This is a genomic window from Niallia sp. HCP3S3_B10 (assembly GCF_052064465.1).
GTDB classification, from domain to species: Bacteria; Bacillota; Bacilli; order Bacillales; family Cytobacillaceae; genus Niallia; species Niallia hominis.
This window is the reverse complement of sequence record NZ_JBQHVO010000013.1, coordinates 48307-67675: the sequence shown is the minus strand read 5'-3', so window position 1 is coordinate 67675 and position 19369 is coordinate 48307. Positions and strand designations below refer to the sequence as shown.

Here is a 19369-nt window from a genome sequence, read left to right as displayed (position 1 = left end):
CTCTTTTCACTCGTATGTACTTGTAACAAGAGAGGGAGGATGTGGACATGTCTCTTTTACGTGTTGCGATAGAAGCAGCTGGCTATGAAAAAAAGAAAGACATCATCAAAGATATTCATTTCGCAATTGAAAAAGGGGAGTTGGTTGGCTTAATAGGACCAAACGGGGCTGGCAAAAGCACAACGATTAAAAGTCTGCTTGGTTTAATGGACCAATTAGATGGAGAGATTTCATCCAAAGATGGTATCACTTATTCTTATTTACCAGAAAGGCCGATTTTTTATGATGAATTAACTTTATGGGAACATCTTGATTTTGTTGCGGCAATGGAAGGTTTAGAAGAACTAGCTTATAAGGAAAAGGCAAATACGTTATTGGATAAGTACAAGCTATCTAAACATGCACATGAAAACCCAACGAAATATTCAAAAGGTATGCAGCAAAAAGCAATGCTCGTTCTTGCGATGATATCGAATCCTTTATTATATATTATTGATGAACCATTTATGGGACTTGATCCAAATGCGATGAAGCTTTTCCTAGGATCGATTGAAGCGGAACGAAAGCGTGGCGCTGGAATCCTGATGTCTACACATGTATTAGATACAGCAGAAAAGATATGCGATCGATTTCTTATGATTCATGATGGACACCTCGTTGCCAAAGGCACGCTAGAGGATATACGAAGACAGTGCCAATTGCCAGATGGCTCCTTGTATGATTGCTTTCATGTGCTAGCGGAAGGTACTAAGAATGAAAAGTAGGCAGCTATTTTATGATCGTGTAATAAGAAATTGGAAGTTTCAAAGTCAGGTTTTTCGTTCTGTGGCTGATTGGACGGTAGTCTTATATATTCTTATTCCTGCAGTTATTTTTTGTACAGCAGTATATTTTTCATGGTGGAAGGAATTACCTGAATGGCTTGATAACATTCCTTTTATCATCCCGTTTTTCTTCCTTTACCTTCTTTCATGGAGCGGAAATATACGGACCTTTATTGTGGAAGCGGACAAAGTATTTTTGGTGAAAAAGCCTGAATTGCTAAGTGGCTTAAAAAGAAGGGCTTATCTTTATTCTTTTCTTCAACAATTGCTTGTCATATGTGCAGGGTTTAGTTGTCTTCTACCTTTTTTGCTTAATTATTATTTGTTAAGCTGGCAGGAGATTATCGTCTTATTTGTTTATTTTCGTTCTTTACAAGCGTGCCTCCTATTTCTGAAATATCCAATCAGAAAAGTTGTCTCTACTTTTCGAAAAAGTATCATCACACTTTGTTTGTTTCTGGTTTTTAATTGGTGCAGTCAATGGATGTATCGTATTATAGATAGTGGTTATCATCTTCCAGTTTATGTTATTTCTATTTCAGTACTTATTTTGTCGATTCTATTAAGTCTGAAAGCGATAGGGAAAAAAGGTTCACTCGACATACATATTGAAATGGAGCAAGAAAGAAAATCGAGTATTACTCAATTTATCTTTATGGCTTCGCCGCAAATTGAAAAGCCAGTGGTGATAAGAAGAAAAAAACCATTACTTTTCCGGAACTCCAAACGAATTTTTAAAAAGCGTACTCCAATTAATGGCTTGATCGAATTGTTTATTAAAATTGTGGTTCGAAATTCAAGTTATTTATATGGCTATTTTATGTTAATCAATAGTACAACATGGGCTATTATTCTCGTCCCACCCTTGTGGCTAAAATTAACAATTTTTACCGCTTTTTGCTTTATGATGTATGGATGGCTTTTTTCTCTATGGGATAAAGTCTGTCAGTATAATCCATTAATGAATAAATATATGGATCGTGATTTTTATTTTTCAGCAAGGAAAAGAGGCGTATGGATTATGCTCGTTCTAGCTTTATTAGTCATCATCTTATTTTATACAATTGTTTGGTTGTTAAAGGAAATGATTGGTATTGTCTAAAATATAAAAAGGGAGGCATAGTATGGAACAAAAATGGTTACAGTGGGCAAAGCAACTTCAAGCGATTGCTCAAGCAGGCTTGACGTATTCAAAAGATATATATGATTTAGAACGATTTGAAGAGATTAGAAAAATGAGTATAGAAATGATGTCGGAATATACAAAAGTTGATACGTCAATCATTCGTGAACTTTTTGCAAATGAAACAGGTTATGCTACTCCAAAAGTGGATATCCGAGCAGTGGTTTTTAAAGACGAGAAAATTTTAATGGTAAAAGAAAAAACAGATCAGTCCTGGGCGCTACCAGGAGGATGGGGAGATATTGGGTTAACTCCGGCAGAAGTTGCGGTAAAAGAGGTTCAGGAAGAATCAGGTTTCGATGTGAAAGCTGTTAAGTTAATTGGGGTAATAGACAAGAAGTGCCATCCTCATCCACCTTCTCCATACCATGTATATAAGATGTTTATTCAATGTGAGATTATAGGTGGAGAGGCGAAAGAAGGAATGGAAACAAGTTCCGTGGCTTTTTTTGCGGAAAATGAACTTCCGCGTCTATCCATACCAAGAAATACAGAATCACAAATTTTTTTAGCTTTTAAACATTTACATCATCCAGAGGAACCTGCTTATTTAGACTAACCCCTCTTAAAATGAGCATGTAATTATTAAATAGGGAAATCAATTAGTTGATTTGTAATTTTGAAAAAATTAAAATGGAAGGGAACTGAAAAAATTTTTGAGGATGATTATTAATGAACGAAAAAGAAATACAACAATTACGTCAACCAGACCATGAGATTGATCCCATTTTTATCAATCGTTGGTCTCCCCGTTCTTTTTTAAAAAAAGAAGTGCCAGAAGAAGTGTTAATGCGTGTTTTCGAGGCTGCTCGTTGGGCTCCATCTGCTAATAATTCGCAGCCATGGCGGTTTATCCTTGCTCGTACCCAAGCAGAACGTGAACTATTTCATTCATTTATTTTTGAAAGAAACTTAGAGTGGTGCAAAAATGCGCCTGTGTTAGCGGTGCTTATATCAGATAACCAAAATCGGATGGATGCATTTGATAGTGGAACTGCATGGGGATTCTTATCCTTACAGGCAATCAAAGAAGGATTAAAAACACATGCAATTGGTGGCTTTGATAAGGACAAAGCACGAGAAGTATTAAATATTCCAGAAGAGTATAATGTTCAAGTAGCAATTGCCATTGGATATCAAGGAGAGAAGGATGCATTGCCAGAAGATTTTCAAGCACGTGAGCTACCTTCCAATCGTCGTCCGTTAGTCGAAACAATCTTTGAAGGAAAATATAAATAAGAAAAACCAGACGCGGTGTATGAAAACAGGCGTCTGGTTTTTTACTAGTTAAGACTAATTGCATATTTATCGATTAAATCTTTAAGGGCAGGACGCTCATTTCCTTCTCGACCAGTTACATGGGTTGCAGTGATTAAGGAGTTGAGCACTGCTTCCTCAGTAGCCTCACCAACGGCTCTGAAAGCTAAATCAATATCTTCTTCATGGATTGTCGAAACAGGAACGCTTGAAGCTGGCTTTTTGTGAGGTATTTTTGTTGCTGTTGAAAAACCAATGACGATTTCACCACTACCTGTTGTTATGATGGAGCCAGTACGGGAAAGACCAGAAACAGCCCGCTTAATGATGCGGCTTAATTGTCTCTCTGACACTGGAAGGTCTGTCGCAACAATAATAATGACAGAACCTTGATCTTTGTCATTCTTTGCCTGGAGAAGATATTCTTTTAGTTCTTGCCCAATTGGATTCCCCGCTATTGTTAAATCACTTAATATCCCGAAATTAGTTAGAGCGAACACACCAATTGTATATGTCCCATGCTCCATTGTCATTAACCGAGAGGATGTACCAATTCCACCTTTTAATGAATAACAAAGCATTCCTCTCCCAGCACCAACAGAACCTTCTTCAAATTCAATAGATGCATTAGCGATAGCCTCGAAAACATGTTCTTTTGTAATGTTTCGTGCTCTTACGTCATTTAGGAACATATCATTACATTCACAGACAATCGGATTGACGGTTCCAGTCGATCTGCCAATTTCCTCGTTTTGATTTAGCATATATTCAATGAGTGCATCAGCAGCAGTACCAATGCTTAATGTGTTTGTTAAGAGGATAGGTGTTTCAATTGTCCCTAATTCATTGATTTGAATGGTGCCCATCGTTTTGCCGAAACCATTAATCACATGGCTTGCAGCGATTACTTTTTCTTTAAAAACATTTCCTTGATGTGGCAAAATGGCCGTTACACCTGTCTGTATATCACCATTGCTTAATGTAACATGACCAACAGTAACACCATCAACATCTGTAATGGCATTATTACTGCCTGTTTCTAGTCTACCAACTGTTATCCCGTAATCTCTCACTCTTTTTTGTTGTTTCATTCTGTAGCCTGCCTTCCTTTTAGTTAGTTTTATTTTTTCAAAAATTAAGAAGGTTATCAAGTTTATTATTAGAATTTACTCCTCTTAATGGGATTATTAGCTATAATGATGAAAGAAAAGATTTAGGGAGGGTAAAATGGAAAATAAACAGTGGAAAGTAGGCATTTTTCTATTTAATGATGTGGAGGTTCTAGACTTTGCAGGTCCATTTGAAGTATTCTCTGTCACGACAAGTGAAGATGGGACGAAACCATTTTCTGTGCATACCATTTCAGAGAACGGACAAATGATACATGCGAGAAATGGCTTGAAGGTGCACCCTGATTTTAGCTTCGAAACGATGCCAACCTTTAATATTTTAATTATTCCAGGAGGGCTTGGGGCAAGAGAGAGCGAAATAAAGAAGGAAAGTGTTATTCATTGGATATCACAGCAAATGGAAGAGGTACAATTTATGACGTCTGTTTGTACTGGTGCATTATTGTTAGCAAAAGCAGGTTTGTTAGATGGAAAAAAAGCAACAACACACTGGGCAAGTCTAGACAGGTTGGAAAACGAGTATCCCGAAGTAAATGTAGTGAAAAACGTTAAATTTGTAGATGAAGGGAATATTATTACTTCAGGAGGGATTTCCGCAGGAATAAATATGTCTTTTCATCTTGGAAAGCGTTTGGTAGGTACTAAATTGATGACAGAAACTGCGAAGCGAATGGAATATGATATAGAGCTTTAATTCAGGGAAACATTACAGATTGAAATTGCTGCTTTTATGCAGCAATTTTTTTATATAGCAATACATAAACATGATTGTTAAATAAAGTTAGGAACATATGTTCTTGGTGCGGGAAAAATGAACAATACGTAATAAAAAAGAAGAAAAATGAATAATAAAATTGACAATGCTTAATAAAACGGAATAATATAAATTTATATTTATATCTTAATGTGAAAGGGAAGAGTATGTTAGCGGAGGAAAGAAGAAAAAGAATTTTAGAACTTATAGAAAGAGATGGCAAAGTAATAGCCAAAGATTTAGCAATTCAATTTGAGATGTCTCTTGATTCGATAAGAAGAGACTTAACGATTATGGAAGAACAAGGCTTGCTTCAAAAAACATATGGTGGTGCTATTCTTCATGGACCAACCCCTAAAGTACGAACAATGCCACAGAAAGAATCAATCAGATATGGAGTAGGGGCTCCACATGAAAATGCTATTTCAAAATTAGCAGCTTCTTTTATTAAAAAAAATGATACTGTTTTTCTTGGAGGAGCAGGTATTCATTATGGAATGCTAAAGTATTTGCCAAAGGATATCCCTTATACAATCGTCACAAATTCCTTAAAGATTGCAGAACATATTAGAACACAAGAAAATATAAGTGCTTATCTAATCGGAGGAAAATTAAGGGAGGTTTCTTCTGGTAGTATGATAGATTGTCTTGCTATGGAAATGATGCGTAAATTCTCTTTAGATATTTGTTTTTTAACAGGAGGAGGAGTTAATGCGAAAGGAATTAGTACGTCGACTCCTGAAGCCGCAGCATTTGCCCAAACAGTATCAAGTGTTGCCCAAAAAGTAGTATGCCTTGCACCCCATGAAAAAATAGGGTTTGAAATGTTTATGCAATCCATACCAATGGAGGATATAGATATTCTTATCACAGATCTAGGTGCTCCAGAAAAAACAATTCAAGAGATAAAAAAGAAAAAAGCGCAAATCATTTTTGCGGATTTACATTGATTAGAATGAGTGGAATAGGAGATTTATAATGAGATGGATAAACATAGAAGGACCTTCTAAGCTAGAAGGTTCCTTAACAGTACCTGGTTCGAAAAATAGCTCACTCGCAATTCTTGCGGCAGCATGCTTAGCTAGTGAACCCGTAATTTTAAAAAACATCCCAAACATCGCAGATTTTGGAGTGCTTCGTCAAATTGGAGATGAAATTGGATGTGTAATGAATCGAGATAGTTTAGGAGACGTCCATATTGACCCGACTAAAATAAATAATACAATAATTGAACCTGAAAAATCTGGTAAATTCAGAACAGCCTATTATTTTATTGGAGCATTACTCGCTAAATTTAAAAAAGTATCACTAGGATATCCAGGCGGAGATGATTTTGTAAGCAGACCAATTGATCAGCATATAAAGTCATTAGAAAAACTAGGAGCATCATTCACTTTTTATAAAGATTATTATGAAGTAGAAGCTTCTAAGTTAAAAGGTGCAACAATCTATTTTGATACAATTACATCAGGGGCGACAATTAATAGTATGCTAGCAGCCGTATTAGCAGAAGGGGAAACTATTCTATTAAATGCCGCAAGAGATCCTGAAGTAACAGATACAGCGTTATTTTTAAATCAAATGGGTGCAAAAATCATCGGTGCAGGTACAGATACAATCAAAATTAAAGGTGTTAAGCAATTAAATGGCTGTACCTACAGCGTTATTCCTGACCGCCTTATTGCAGGAGCATTTCTGATTTCTTCTGGGATTACGGGAGGCACGATTACAGTAAAAGATATTATTCCAGAACATCTTACTTCCTGTATAACGAAATTAAAAGAGATTGGTGTAGGCATTGAAATAAAAGAAAATAATATTACATCCTTTTTAGATGGTCGAATTAGAGCGACAAGAGTAAGAACCGCTATGTTTCCAGGATTTCCTACGGATTTGCAGCAGCCTTTAACCGTATTGCTAACACAAGCGACTGGAAAAAGTATACTTCGGGAAACTATATATCCGAACCGATTTAATCATGTATATCAGTTGAACAAGATGGGAGCTAGTATAGAGGTAACAAATGGTGTTGCACATATTAAAGGGAAATCAAATTTACATGGAGCATTAGTTAATGCTTCCGATGTCCGCGCAGGAATATGCCTTATTCTTGCAGGTGTTATCGCAGAAGGAACAACAACGATTACTGGGATTGAACATATTGAACGAGGATACGACAATGCAGTAGCAGCTTTTAATAGTCTAGGAGCAAATATCACTTTACATCATTCTGACGAGATTACAAATGATAGATTGATAGAAGAATTTAAAAAAATTAACTAGTAAAACGAAATTGTATCATCTAATATGTAATTCCATATAACCGCCAGTTTATCGGCGGTTATATATATTTCAACCTTTTATTTTTGGTAATTTATATTGATATTCCACTTCATCCATTGCTTCATTAAATTCTACATATAAGTCGTGCCCATTAAAGTACCAAACATCTGTTTCCTCTACGTAAAAATGAATTCCTTCTGCTTCACTACTTGCTATTGCATCAACAGGTGCCTCGATGGAAAAGCCAAGTGAAAAGTTTTCTTGAACGGGACTATTTCCGTAAATCATTGGATAAAAGCGCACATAACTTCCCGTATCTAACCCTACTTCTTCTTTAAACCAAGTTAAAGCAGCTTTGCTAATATGTATGTTCATCGTACGATCCTCCTAAAAAATATATATAATTTTTCTCTTTAATTATCTTTTTATTTCAGTATATATACAAGAAAAAAGCTTAAAGCAATCTTATATCCCAAAGGAATAGTTCATTTATGGTGACAAATTACGGTATGAACAATAGCGATACATCTAATTAGTTAGTTAACTAAAAACAAGTTGCTTGAATACGGTGTAAAAATAATGAAACCTTTCTCTATAATGTTCGTATTAAATAGAGGAAGTATATAAGAAGGAGGAGAGGTGGCAGGACCATACATAGAAGTTTATGGAAAAAGTGTGTGCAAAAGAAAAAGAGGAGGGAAGAAGCCAGCGCATCAATAGATATAAAATTAATTATTGGGGTATTTTGTCAAAAAAACATTTTCGTATTCCAATATAATTACTATAATAAAATAGACAGCAAATAAGTACATCTGTCTTTTTACATATATATAAAGGGGGATATGCATTGAAAATTTCAGCAATTAAGTATGAGGCAAGACAATCATTAAAAGGGGAATGGGGAAAAGTAGTAGGTCTTACATTCCTATATTTCATTTTAAGTACGGTAATAAATTTCTCTGTTGAAGTTTATGCTAGTGGAGGCATTTTAAATTGGTTTAATCAAGATTATACACCACCATTAGCATCCATATTAAATGCCATTATTAGTATTATTTTAATCCCATTAACTATAGCAATTAGTTGGTTTTATCTCGATATCGTTAGAGAGAAAAGTCCTGAAATTCCGCAGGTTTTTACGATATATACGGATGCAAGGTTAGCTCTAAAATCCATTGGTACGACTATCATGATAGGTATATTTACATTCTTATGGTCTTTATTATTATTAATTCCGGGAATTATCAAAGGGCTAGCATATTCACAGACATTTATGATTTTAAAAGATCATCCAGAGCTATCCGTTTTTGAAGCAATTACAGAAAGCAGAAGAAGAATGGTTGGTTACAAATGGAAGTTCTTCCTGTTAAACTTAAGCTTTATTGGATGGGGCTTCTTATGTCTATTGTCTCTAGGAATCGGTTTCTTATGGTTAACTCCGTATATCTATACGTCTAATGCAACTTTTTATCATAAATTAATCGCAGAAAAAAAGACGCTTTAACTAAGCGATTGTTGATGGAGATACCCAGAGAACAGAAACTAAATCTGTTCTCTGTTTTTTTATATGCAAAGGTTAAATGCTAATATTATGTAAACTTGACGAGAGAAGAGATGTATAGAAATGGTTCCGCTGAGCATCTATAAGCCAAATTTATATATAGTATTGCGAAAATGGAATGATTGCTGATTTTAAATAGCAAGCTAAGAATTGTTTATATTAAATATTTAAACAACTAATAGATAAATGGTTTTAGTAAATGTATAATAATATTATTATCTACAATAAAATAGCTGAGTAGTATTGGATGCATATTGAATGATTAAATGTTCGAAATAAACGATAATTTTTTTATTTTGTCTCACTATCTAAAGTATACTTTATTTTGAGATGAGATTTATTAATATTTGAATTGCTGTGTATAATATATATTATGTTCGGGGCGTTTCAATAAGTATAAGAATATAGCAAGACTATATTCTCTCTACTCTATTCTTATACTTTTTATCTTTAATATCATTTAAATCGATAAATTTCGTGCTGTATTCTAAAATATCGTTCAAATACAAATGATTTGATTTTGCAAATTGTTTCGCATTCTCCAATAATTGTTTATCGTAAGTTGTTTTATATTGAACTCGATCCTTTGGTCTGGATTCTTTTGAGAATTGAATCATATTATTTGCTAGTAAATTTCTTAGACCGTTTTCAAATAAATAATTTATGTGCGTATCATTTTCTTCAGCCATTTTGCTTAATGTATCGATGATTTCTTTACTAATGTTTGTTCTAAATTTGACTCTAGATTGATCCGTTTCTTGAATTAATTTACCGTTTACTAATCTCCACAATTTTTTGTAAACCTCCTATCAAATGCTATGGTTAATAACATTTTTGTTATTCATATATTCTTCATTTTTCATTATTATATCTTATTTTTACTAATTTAGGGAGTTCATCTAGCATTAATAAACTCATAGAGACAATTAAACCGCTCTAATGCAGTTTCCCAATTTATATTATACTGATTCTCCAGTGCATAAAGTAATTCATGAAATACTGGCTGTAGCCCGTAAAAATTACTTACTCTTTTAAATATGGCTTCTGTTTTTTCGGAAGATTGATAGCAGGATAATACATTCTTCGTGAAGTCTGGACCGTATGCCCAATAGATACCCGCAAAGTCAAAAGCAGGGTCTCCAATTTGTGCATCTGTAAAATCAATAATGCCACTAATCCTCCCCTTCTGTTCATTATAAATAATGTTTGAGGTCGTTAAGTCTCCATGAATGATAACTTTCTTAGCGGGTATGTCTTCATAGCTTTCTAGAAAGCGCTCAAATAAATGGGCAATCTGTTCTTGCTGTTTGTACTTTAAAAATGGAAATACTTGTCGTTCTACTTTCTTGTAGAAAGACTCCCAATAAGAATGGTTATGAAGGCTTGTTAACATACTACTGTTTAATTGTGCTACTTCGACACTATGTAATTTTGTGAGAAAGTCGCCAACCAATCTGGCGTTCTCAAAATGACAAGTAATGGTATTAGGAGCATATTCAGATAAAGATTTCCCTTCAATCAGAGGATATTTTACACCTTTAACTTTGTCATCTTCATGCATATACTCAAATTCAGGTATTACCAACAGTGGATTTCTCGCTTTTACTGCTGTTAAAATTTCGCCTTCTGTTTTTACTTTTGCTGCCACTTCTTCCGATTTAGGAAATCTAAAGACTAAGTTATTATTAATAATAACTAGATCGTTGTCCCACCCCCTATTATTTACTTTTACTTCTTTAATCACGAAATGGGGAAAATATCTTTTTATAAATGCAAGCCTTTCTTTTTCTTTCATTTCGTTAGCCTCTCTTCTGTTATTACATTTAGGATTTCAGTAATCATACTGTCCCCTTCTATATGATTGAAAGTGTCAGAGTTTGCTTTTATTAAAACGAATGATTAATAGAAACTATATTAATCATTCGTTTTAAAGTTTCATCTTTCCTTTACCACTAACATAATTTCTAATTACTGATATGCCTCTACCCCCAACAATTCATCCAAGCCAACAATTTCAAATCCTTTTTTTTGAACGGCTTTAATGATTGTAGGTAATGCCTTTGCTGTTTCTGTTTTTTCTGAATCTGAATGCATTAAAATAATATCGCCGTTTCGCAAATTATCTGTGACATTTTTGATAATATTTTCAGGATCCTTTTGTGACCAATCAAGTGTATCGATTGACCAAATTATCACAGAGTAGCCTTTATCTTTGGCATTTTCTATTAAGGTTTCATTTGTTTCCCCATATGGTGGTCTAATCATCGCCGGCTCTTTCCCAATAATTGTTTGAATAGCAAGCCCTGCATTGTTTATTTCATTTGCTTGTTCAGCATTGCTTAAAGTAGTCAAATCAACATGATGATAGCTATGACTTAATACTAAATTACCGTTTTCATAGGCATTTTTAACAACTTGTGGGTACTTTTCTGCTTCACTGCCAATAAAGAAAAAATTCCCTTTCACATGATGGTTTTGTAATATTTCAATTATTTTTGGTGTCACGATTTCGTCAGGACCATCATCAAAGGTTAAAGAAATCTTCTTTTCATTTCGTCCATTTATGTATAAATTAGGCTGATTTTCTTTAAAGTTCACGATATCACTCCTCCAAGTTTGCATCGCTTGCCATTGCTTGTTTGTTAGCTGATCAGAGTTTCCCTTTAAATCTAATACATAGCCAGCTTGCTCCCCTCTCTCTTCATTATAAACAGATAGATGGTCCACTTTATCTGTTTCATTCAGGATGATAAATTTAAGCTGAATCTCCTTTGAAAGGTTATAAACAATTATTTTTTCCCCTTCACCTGTTCTTATTTCTGCTGGTTCTCCTATTACTTCTTTTAAATCAGACAAGGAGAATACCTGTAATTGCTTTTTATAGGAACGAATATCATAAATCTCTCCTTTTGCAGTAAAACCAAACACGGTATTCTTTTTATCATAGGTAGCGTAAAAGCCATTCCCTACATGGTCTGTTCTAACTGGCTCTTCCCATTGCATTTCTACCTGTTCTATCGTATTGGAAAATACGTTAAAGGGACTTGTATCTGTCATTCCTTTTTTTGCTGTTTCCACTATATCCGTTAAATAGTCAGAAGGAAAATCGATATTTTTTTGTTCTTGATTTGTTTCACTCTGGTTAAGATCACCTGCTTCTTTTGGTTTCTGAGCACTACATGCAGCCATGATTAACATCTGGAATATTACAAGGAAATAGAGCAAATACTTTGTCTTCAGTTTTGTTCACCTTCTCTTCTGTGGCGTTCATCCTATCACTATTAATGTAAGGGTTTATGAATTCGTTTGCAATAACTAATTAAAAATCGGCGATATGGGTATTTTTTGTTTTCATCTGATTTTAATCATTGTTCCTTATAATAATGAATTCATGTAATCTAACGAAAAAGTAGGTGTTCTTTTAAAAATGAATGTGGAAACATTATTACAATTAAATACGATCTTTATAAGTATCATTATTGAGGCACTACCCTTTATATTAATTGGTGTTCTTATTTCTGGAATCATACAAATCTTTGTTTCAGAAGAATTTATTGCGAAAATCATGCCGAAGAATCCAATTCTTGCGATTTTATTTGCTTCATTAGTTGGAAGCATTATTCCCGCATGTGAATGTGGAATAATACCAATTACAAGAAGGCTAATCTTAAAAGGTGTACCACTGCCAGCAAGTATTGCTTTTATGCTCACTGGCCCGATTATTAACCCGGTAGTTATTTTTTCCACCTATGTTGCATTTGGAAACAGCTGGAGAATGGTGATTCTTCGGTCGGTTGCTGCGCTTATTTGTTCGATTCTAGTTGGACTTGCTTTGCAAAAAACAGTGAAACAGTCGCCATTAAAAAATCATGTGCCAGAACATATGCACTATCATTCGTTTAAAGGACGAATCGAAGCAATGTTTAAACATTCTATAGACGAATTTTTCTCTGTAGGAAAATATTTAGTGATTGGTTCGTTCATTGCTGCCGCTGTACAAACATTTGTGAAAACATCTACCCTTGTATCAATAGGACATGGGCAGGCATCCTCTCATCTTGTTATGATGGGACTCGGCTATATCCTAAGTCTTTGTTCCCAAGCAGATGCATTTGTGGCAGCGAGCTTTAGAAACAGCTTCTCAGAAGGATCAATTCTTGCATTCCTAGTATTTGGTCCAATGTTAGATATTAAGAATACATTGATGCTCTTAAGTACGTTTAAAGCTAAGTTTGTTATCTTACTAACAAGTCTTATTACCATCATCGTGTTTCTCGTAACCATTTTTCTATAAAGAGGTGAAAAAAAATGCTTCGTATATTTGTGTTAATCGGCTTTACTTATTTATTTTTGCATTTACATGCTACTGGCGATATCTCGAAATATATTAATATGAAATATTCATATATATCAGAATCAGCCATTTATATATTTGTACTCTTTACAATTATATGTGTCTATAACTATATGAAAAAGGATAAAAATAACCATGATCATGATTCTTGTGAACATTGTGGGCACGATCATTCCCATGAAGAAAATAGCTTTTGGAAACGTGGATTAACGATTGTAGCATTAATGCTGCCAATACTAACGGGGTTAATGCTTCCAGTAGCAACCCTTGACTCCAATATTGTAGAAAAAAAAGGTTTGTATTTCCCTGCATATGATGAAGGAGATGAGTATAGCCAGCATCAATTCTTGCAGCCTAATACAAGCAGTTATTATGGAAAAGAAGGTTATGCAGAAGTAATGGATAAGGGTTTGGATAAATTAAAGAATCTAAAAGAAATTACTTTGGGAGAAGATAATTTTTTAAATGATTTAGAAACGATTTATAATTATCCAGGACAATTTATGGATCGGGAAATTACCATTACTGGTTTTTCGTATAAGGAAGAAGATTTAATGAATAATCAGCTGTTCTTGCTGCGATTTGGCATCATACATTGCATTGCAGATGCTGGCGTATTTGGCATGCTTCTGGATATTCCAGATGATATGAAAAAAGACAATGACCAGTGGCTACAGGTAACTGGAAAGCTTGAAACCATTTACTATCAACCATTTAAGAAAACCATTCCGATTCTTAAAGTTACAGATTGGAAAACAATAAATGAGCCCGATGATCCTTACGTGTATCGTCAATATTAAAAAATAGGGAATGTTAGCTTTTTGCATTACATTCCCTATTTTTTTTATACGTATTTTTCCATGCGGATATCGTCCCACATTCTATCTTGATAGTAGGTAAATTGTTTGTTTTTCCCGATTTCTTGGTAGCCAAGTTTGCTGTATAATTTTTGAGCACTTTTATTAAATTCGAATACCCCTAATTCTATTCTTTTTAGACCCTGCTTTTTAATCTGTTCTTCTAAATATCTAAGCGAAGTGGAGCCTATTCCTCTCCCTCTAGCGATTTCTTCCCCTATTGTAATAGCAATCCATGCAGTCCCTCTTTCTTTTTTATACAAATGGACTGGGTCAACTGTATAATTCATTTCCCCTACCAGTATATTGTCTAGATATATTTCATACATATGGTATGTTGTTAACCGTTTATTGATTTCTTCTTTTGTTATCCGTACATAGCTTTCTACATCCTCTTTATTCCGACAAGGATGGATTAATGGGATTAGCTTTGGATCATTCTCCCATTTGTTTAAACTGGTAATCAGTTGGTCTGTTGGATCTCCTGTTTTTTGAAAGGAAATTTTCATGTGTGGGTCCCTCACCTTTATATAGTCTTCTTTCATTATAAGCGAAAACAAGTGAAGTTGGTCCGTAATCTTTTTCCTCTAGGAGCAAATTTGTCCCATAAGACAATATTGTTTTTGTTCTAATTTATTTCATAAATCATATTTATTTTATTATGAGAAAAATTCGAATAAAGGAGTGAAATAACTTGGTAACTGTTCACTTTTTTGATAATAGCACAAATGTATTAACTCAACTCCGGCAAGAAATCCCAAATGTTGAACAAGAAATAAAAATTAAAGGACGCAAAGGAAAAATACTATCGGTTATTCAATTAAAAGAGGATGTATTTCAAGCAAATGTAGAATTTGAAAAGATTGTAAAAAAAGCAGCCGTTGCAGCAGACTCTAAAAAAAGAAAACGCTAAGGAATTTCAGAGAAGCTTACTTTAAAGTGGCTTCTTTTTTTTCGTTCAGATAATATTTGCCTTCCCCCTCTCTCATTAATGTGGATACATAATTCCCGTTAAAATAACAAATGATACAGTTAAAATATGTTCAAAAGGAGAATGAAGGATGCTTAGTAATAAAGTTAGCCGTGTAGCCTTAATTGGCACAGGTTTTGTAGGATCTAGTTACGCATTTGCGTTAATGAATCAAGGGATTGTGGATGAATTATTGTTAATTGATCTTAATAAAGATAAAGCATTTGGAGATGTAATGGATTTGAATCATGGCAAAGTCTTTGCTCCTAACCCAATAAGTATTAAATATGGAGAGTATAAGGATTGCACGGAGATGGATCTAGTTGTTATATGTGCTGGAGCTAATCAAAAACCTGGTGAAACACGTCTTGATTTAGTGGAAAAGAATTTAAAAATATTTAAATCGATTGTCGATCAAGTGATGGCAAGTGGCTTTCATGGAATATTCTTAGTTGCAACAAATCCAGTAGACATTTTAACCTATGCAACTTGGCGATATAGTGGACTTCCGAAAAATCAAGTTGTTGGCTCTGGGACAATTTTGGATACTGCTCGGTTCCGTTTTCTACTTGGAGATTACTTTAAAGTTGCTCCAACTAGTGTCCATGCCTATATTATTGGAGAGCATGGCGACAGTGAACTGCCAGCCTATAGTTCAGCAGATGTTGCCGGTATTCCTGTTTATAAGCTAATGAAAAGAGCGGCTGAATATAAAATGGAGGATTTAGACGAAATTTTTGTGAATGTGCGTGACGCAGCCTACAAAATTATTGAAGGGAAAGGTGCTACTTATTATGGGATTGCTATGGGACTTGTGCGAATTACAAAGGCAATCTTAAGTAATGAAAATAGTGTATTAACCGTATCTGCCTATTTAGATGGCCAATATGGAGAAAAGGATGTCTATATAGGTGTACCTGCAGTAATAAATAGAGAAGGAATACGTGAAGTCGTTGAATTGGAACTAGCTGAAGATGAGCAAGAAAAATTTCATCAAAGTGCGACTATATTAAAAGATATTCTAAAACCTCATTTTAATAAATAAACCATTCTCTCTTGATCTGCTATGGATGGTATTGCATAACTTCTAAATAGCCCACACCCAAACAGCCTAGTTTACATACTTTATATGGTAAGTAAATTAGGAAAGGTGTGACAGAATGGATTGGAAGAAATACCTTCTCATAGCAGCTGCTACTTTCTTGATTCTATTTTCCGGCATTGTAACTGTATTGCTTTTTCATACAAAGAGTGTGGAAGCAGACAAAGAACCAAGTAATTCGGTTGATTCACAAGGCACTGCTACAACGGAAAGCGGCCAAGGAAATGTTAATATATCTGTAACAAATAATATTCAAAATATTGTAAGCAGTGAAGCGAAAGCAACGATTGATAATAAAGTAACGAATGATATAGAGGATACAAATGCATCGATTGAAAATACAATTGATAATAAAACAGAAGATGACGCATCTGTTACCATTAATAATGCCATAGAGAATCTGTTAAAAGGGCAGGTAAATGGTACAACAACTAACTCGATTACAAACAATATTCTTTCTAATAATAAAGCGGAATTAGCAAATAAAATATTAAATGACTTAGATTTAACAGTTGATGTAAATGTCACAAATGAGCTTAATACAAATGGAAAACAAGAAAACACAAATAATGATAATGAAAATTCAAATGATAGTGACGATAGCAATAATGAGGAAAATAGCAACGATAATAACGGAGATACGGATAATAATGAGGAGACTTCCTATTTATGGGGAATTGATTCCGCTAGTGAAACAACGGAGGATTTCTATGCTTGTGTGAGAGATAACTTTGGAACCCCAAAAATTGTTGCACGCTATTTAGGTACAAATGATGGGGTTTCACACGGTCTAACAGGGGAACAAATTGATTTAATTCACTCCAATGAGGCAGATATCCTTCTAATCTATAACGGATTCACTGATGCAACTGGCTATGATAATGGTGTTAGTGAAGCGAAAAAAGCGATTGCATTAGCTAATGACCTAAGTACTCCTGATGGTGTTGCGATTTTTGCTGACATAGAGCCAAACTATCCAGTCGATGCAGCCTTTATTGAGGGGTGGTATGACGAAGTAAGCAATTCCTCTTACGAACCTGCAATCTACGGTATCTTTGATTCAGGAGAGGCACTTACAAATGCTTTTAATGAGGCTGTTGAAAATAAGGGAGAAATAAAGGAAAATACGTATCTATGGTCTGCTTCTCCAAACATTGGAATTACTACTGAACAAGATGCACCAGAATTTAAAGTGGATGCTCCAGAAGGTTCTCTTGCATATGGCTGGCAATATGGCATTGATGATGAAACATGTAATATAGATACAAATCTATTTGATAGTAAAATAACAGATGTATTATGGAAACATTAAAAAAGACTCATCTTACTAACGAGCCTTCGGAAAGTAAGATGACTTTTTTTTGTTTGTTTCATGCAGGGATCATGTAGAGATATTGTTTTTGTAGAACAGGATTTTTTTCTTGTTTCATACAAACTGGAAACGACAAGTAAACCACCAAAAAGACAATAATGATGGAATTTATTTATATCCGATTGTCTTTCCATTCATTTTTTCTTCTAGAAGATGGGATTAGTTTATTTCCTTACTCCTTTATACTGTGATCGTTTATTTTCAGTATATTATCGTAAATAAGAAGATATTATCGATTCCTTCTCCAGCCCCCGTTAATTTCTAGTCGAAATCGCATAAAATCAGAAATTAATCTGGCTGTTTTGCCTTCTTGACTATGTTCTCTTAATCTTGATTGGACACAGTGCAGTAATCTTTCATCACAATATCGACAGGAACCGTATGTGTCAACACATTGATCATGTCTTTGGCAACAGGAATCTACATAATTAATTGGCGCACCAGGACCGCTGCAACCCGGTCCACAATAGCGATAACCACCTGGCAGACAGATTCTTATCGGATTTTTATTCCTTTTTTTCTTTTGCATTTTTTTGATTCTCCCTTCTCTTTAGTCTATGAGGCATAAAAAACAAGGTTTGGGGAATCAATCTATAGAAACAGAATAATTTGAACCATTTATTACATAAAAAAGGATTGTCCAAAAGAGAGTACCCTTTTTGAACAACCCTTTATATATTAGCTTTGTTTCTTGAAAATTTTGGAAATGATTTCATCTGTTGACATATCGCTTTTTATTTTGAATGAACCAAGCTTTAAGTATTCTGCAACGCCTTTTTTATCTACTTTTTGTGAGAATTCCAAGGCAGTTTCTTTAATGATTTTTTCATCATGTAAAATGCTTCCTACATCATAGCTAGTCATACCGCTTGAAACAGTAACAGTGACTGTCTTCACTTCCTCTTCTTGCTCTTCTTCTTTGTCCTCTTTCTTTTCTTCAGAAGTATTGGATTCAGATGCTTGTTTTTGCTCTTCTTCCTTTTGTTTCGCTTCTTCTGAAGTTTGAACAACATATCCGCTGCTTGTTAAAATTTCTTTCATTTCTTCTACAGTCGGTGTATTTGCTACATCTTCCGTCACTTTGTCTACCTTTTCCACTTTGTTTTCTTCTGCCTTTACAGAATCATCTTTTGTAGAGAAATAGACAATTCCACTAACAGATGTTGCTAAAAGTAGTCCTGCTGCGAAACTTGTGATTATCGTTGGTTTCATTGTAAAACACTTCTCCTTTCTTCTTTTCCAAGTAAGTAAGGAGCTAACATCTCTTCTACTTCAGTTTGAGTAAGCTTCTTTTGAGCTGCAATACTTTCAACTGAATACTTACGTCTATGCAAGTCAAGTACTTCTCTTAAAACCGTACGGTCCTTAGAAGCAAGTTGAACGCCAGATTCTTTTTCCATTATTTCTATGTCCAGCTCAAGATGACGAATTTGTTTTTGCAACTGTGCTATTTCTTCCATCACAGAAAGGTGAATTACATCTATTTCACGTTGCTCTGATTTTGACGTTTGTTTTGCTTTAATAACGGAAGTAATGAGCAAAATGGCTGCTGCAATAAACAAAATGGCTAGGGTCCATTCCATTTTAATGATCCTCCCTCTTTCAGAATCTACTTTCCTAAGTACCTATTATACATTCTTTTTGATTATTTTTCGATCATATTCTACAAAATCCTTCAATAGTTAGACAAGTTGGGACAATTTTGCAACTTTTATTATATGA

Annotated in this window: 22 protein-coding genes; 13 read left to right on the top strand and 9 right to left on the bottom strand. The window is 34.4% G+C overall.

Translation table 11 applies throughout. The annotated features are described in order from the left end of the window. The first annotated feature begins 47 nt into the window (after positions 1–47). The 4 genes from ACTNDN_RS08620 (at position 48) to ACTNDN_RS08605 (ending at position 3246) form a co-directional block, all read left to right on the top strand. Positions 48–764 (top strand): ABC transporter ATP-binding protein, encoded by a 717-nt coding sequence (locus ACTNDN_RS08620; protein ID WP_441131071.1) that lies wholly within the window; start codon positions 48–50, stop codon positions 762–764. Further along, a complete protein-coding gene (locus ACTNDN_RS08615; RefSeq protein WP_235251520.1) occupies positions 754–1926 on the top strand; it encodes an ABC transporter permease in 1173 nt (390 codons plus the stop codon). The genes ACTNDN_RS08620 and ACTNDN_RS08615 overlap by 11 nt, the downstream gene beginning before the upstream one ends. 22 nt (positions 1927–1948) lie before the next feature. Beyond that, positions 1949–2566: an NUDIX hydrolase gene (locus ACTNDN_RS08610; protein WP_031537765.1), complete on the top strand. Its 618-nt coding sequence runs from the start codon at positions 1949–1951 to the stop codon at positions 2564–2566. A 113-nt stretch (positions 2567–2679) separates the two neighbouring features. Then, the gene (locus ACTNDN_RS08605) at positions 2680–3246 is read left to right on the top strand and encodes a nitroreductase family protein (protein WP_235251518.1); all 567 of its coding nucleotides are present in this window, start codon (positions 2680–2682) and stop codon (positions 3244–3246) included. A 44-nt stretch (positions 3247–3290) separates the two neighbouring features. On the opposite strand, the gene ACTNDN_RS08600 is transcribed toward ACTNDN_RS08605, so the two are convergent. Further along, entirely contained in the window at positions 3291–4355 is a 1065-nt protein-coding gene (locus ACTNDN_RS08600; protein WP_441131069.1) for a DmpA family aminopeptidase, read from the bottom strand. Positions 4356–4491: 136 nt separating this feature from the next. On the opposite strand from ACTNDN_RS08600, the gene ACTNDN_RS08595 reads away from it, so the two are divergent. From ACTNDN_RS08595 to murA, 3 genes are all read left to right on the top strand, one after another. After that, the gene (locus ACTNDN_RS08595) at positions 4492–5088 is read left to right on the top strand and encodes a DJ-1/PfpI family protein (RefSeq protein WP_031537761.1); all 597 of its coding nucleotides are present in this window, start codon (positions 4492–4494) and stop codon (positions 5086–5088) included. 227 nt (positions 5089–5315) lie between these two features. Next, entirely contained in the window at positions 5316–6098 is a 783-nt protein-coding gene (locus ACTNDN_RS08590) for a DeoR/GlpR family DNA-binding transcription regulator (protein ID WP_441131068.1), read from the top strand. Positions 6099–6126: 28 nt separating this feature from the next. Then, a complete protein-coding gene (murA, locus tag ACTNDN_RS08585) occupies positions 6127–7431 on the top strand; it encodes a UDP-N-acetylglucosamine 1-carboxyvinyltransferase (protein WP_031537759.1) in 1305 nt (434 codons plus the stop codon). Positions 7432–7500: 69 nt separating this feature from the next. Here the strand turns inward: murA and ACTNDN_RS08580 are convergent, their stop codons facing one another. Beyond that, positions 7501–7806: a HesB/YadR/YfhF family protein gene (locus ACTNDN_RS08580; protein WP_031537757.1), complete on the bottom strand. Its 306-nt coding sequence runs from the start codon at positions 7804–7806 to the stop codon at positions 7501–7503. 472 nt (positions 7807–8278) lie between these two features. On the opposite strand from ACTNDN_RS08580, the gene ACTNDN_RS08575 reads away from it, so the two are divergent. Next, on the top strand, positions 8279–8935 hold the full coding sequence (locus ACTNDN_RS08575) for a DUF975 family protein (protein ID WP_235251517.1): 657 nt from the start codon (positions 8279–8281) through the stop codon (positions 8933–8935). Between the two features lie 470 nt (positions 8936–9405). Here the strand turns inward: ACTNDN_RS08575 and ACTNDN_RS08570 are convergent, their stop codons facing one another. The 3 genes from ACTNDN_RS08570 to ACTNDN_RS08560 form a co-directional block, all read right to left on the bottom strand. Beyond that, the gene (locus ACTNDN_RS08570; protein ID WP_441131066.1) at positions 9406–9783 is read right to left on the bottom strand and encodes an rRNA methyltransferase; all 378 of its coding nucleotides are present in this window, start codon (positions 9781–9783) and stop codon (positions 9406–9408) included. A 104-nt stretch (positions 9784–9887) separates the two neighbouring features. Continuing rightward, entirely contained in the window at positions 9888–10787 is a 900-nt protein-coding gene (locus ACTNDN_RS08565) for an aminoglycoside phosphotransferase family protein (RefSeq protein ID WP_251628251.1), read from the bottom strand. A 173-nt stretch (positions 10788–10960) separates the two neighbouring features. Beyond that, entirely contained in the window at positions 10961–12181 is a 1221-nt protein-coding gene (locus ACTNDN_RS08560) for a polysaccharide deacetylase family protein (RefSeq protein WP_441131065.1), read from the bottom strand. 238 nt (positions 12182–12419) lie between these two features. On the opposite strand from ACTNDN_RS08560, the gene ACTNDN_RS08555 reads away from it, so the two are divergent. Continuing rightward, entirely contained in the window at positions 12420–13286 is an 867-nt protein-coding gene (locus ACTNDN_RS08555; protein WP_251628253.1) for a permease, read from the top strand. Positions 13287–13300: 14 nt separating this feature from the next. Further along, positions 13301–14146 carry a TIGR03943 family putative permease subunit gene (locus tag ACTNDN_RS08550; RefSeq protein WP_031537749.1) on the top strand — a complete coding sequence of 282 codons (846 nt, stop codon included), beginning with the start codon at positions 13301–13303 and terminating at the stop codon, positions 14144–14146. A gap of 44 nt (positions 14147–14190) precedes the next feature. On the opposite strand, the gene ACTNDN_RS08545 is transcribed toward ACTNDN_RS08550, so the two are convergent. After that, positions 14191–14712 (bottom strand): GNAT family N-acetyltransferase, encoded by a 522-nt coding sequence (locus tag ACTNDN_RS08545; RefSeq protein WP_031537748.1) that lies wholly within the window; start codon positions 14710–14712, stop codon positions 14191–14193. A 185-nt stretch (positions 14713–14897) separates the two neighbouring features. On the opposite strand from ACTNDN_RS08545, the gene ACTNDN_RS08540 reads away from it, so the two are divergent. The 3 genes from ACTNDN_RS08540 to ACTNDN_RS08530 all read left to right on the top strand — a co-directional run bounded on the left by ACTNDN_RS08540 (position 14898) and on the right by ACTNDN_RS08530 (position 17587). Beyond that, positions 14898–15116: a hypothetical protein gene (locus ACTNDN_RS08540; RefSeq protein ID WP_031537746.1), complete on the top strand. Its 219-nt coding sequence runs from the start codon at positions 14898–14900 to the stop codon at positions 15114–15116. A 148-nt stretch (positions 15117–15264) separates the two neighbouring features. Continuing rightward, positions 15265–16218: an L-lactate dehydrogenase gene (locus tag ACTNDN_RS08535; RefSeq protein WP_284561680.1), complete on the top strand. Its 954-nt coding sequence runs from the start codon at positions 15265–15267 to the stop codon at positions 16216–16218. Between the two features lie 115 nt (positions 16219–16333). Then, the gene (locus ACTNDN_RS08530; protein ID WP_251628257.1) at positions 16334–17587 is read left to right on the top strand and encodes a glycoside hydrolase domain-containing protein; all 1254 of its coding nucleotides are present in this window, start codon (positions 16334–16336) and stop codon (positions 17585–17587) included. A 289-nt stretch (positions 17588–17876) separates the two neighbouring features. Here the strand turns inward: ACTNDN_RS08530 and ACTNDN_RS08525 are convergent, their stop codons facing one another. The 3 genes from ACTNDN_RS08525 to ACTNDN_RS08515 form a co-directional block, all read right to left on the bottom strand. After that, the gene (locus tag ACTNDN_RS08525; RefSeq protein ID WP_031537741.1) at positions 17877–18176 is read right to left on the bottom strand and encodes a coat protein; all 300 of its coding nucleotides are present in this window, start codon (positions 18174–18176) and stop codon (positions 17877–17879) included. Between the two features lie 149 nt (positions 18177–18325). Beyond that, complete coding sequence (locus ACTNDN_RS08520) at positions 18326–18859, bottom strand: hypothetical protein (RefSeq protein ID WP_031537740.1); 534 nt, start codon at positions 18857–18859, stop codon at positions 18326–18328. Further along, the gene (locus ACTNDN_RS08515; RefSeq protein ID WP_031537739.1) at positions 18856–19230 is read right to left on the bottom strand and encodes a hypothetical protein; all 375 of its coding nucleotides are present in this window, start codon (positions 19228–19230) and stop codon (positions 18856–18858) included. The genes ACTNDN_RS08520 and ACTNDN_RS08515 overlap by 4 nt, the downstream gene beginning before the upstream one ends. Positions 19231–19369 lie beyond the last annotated feature (139 nt).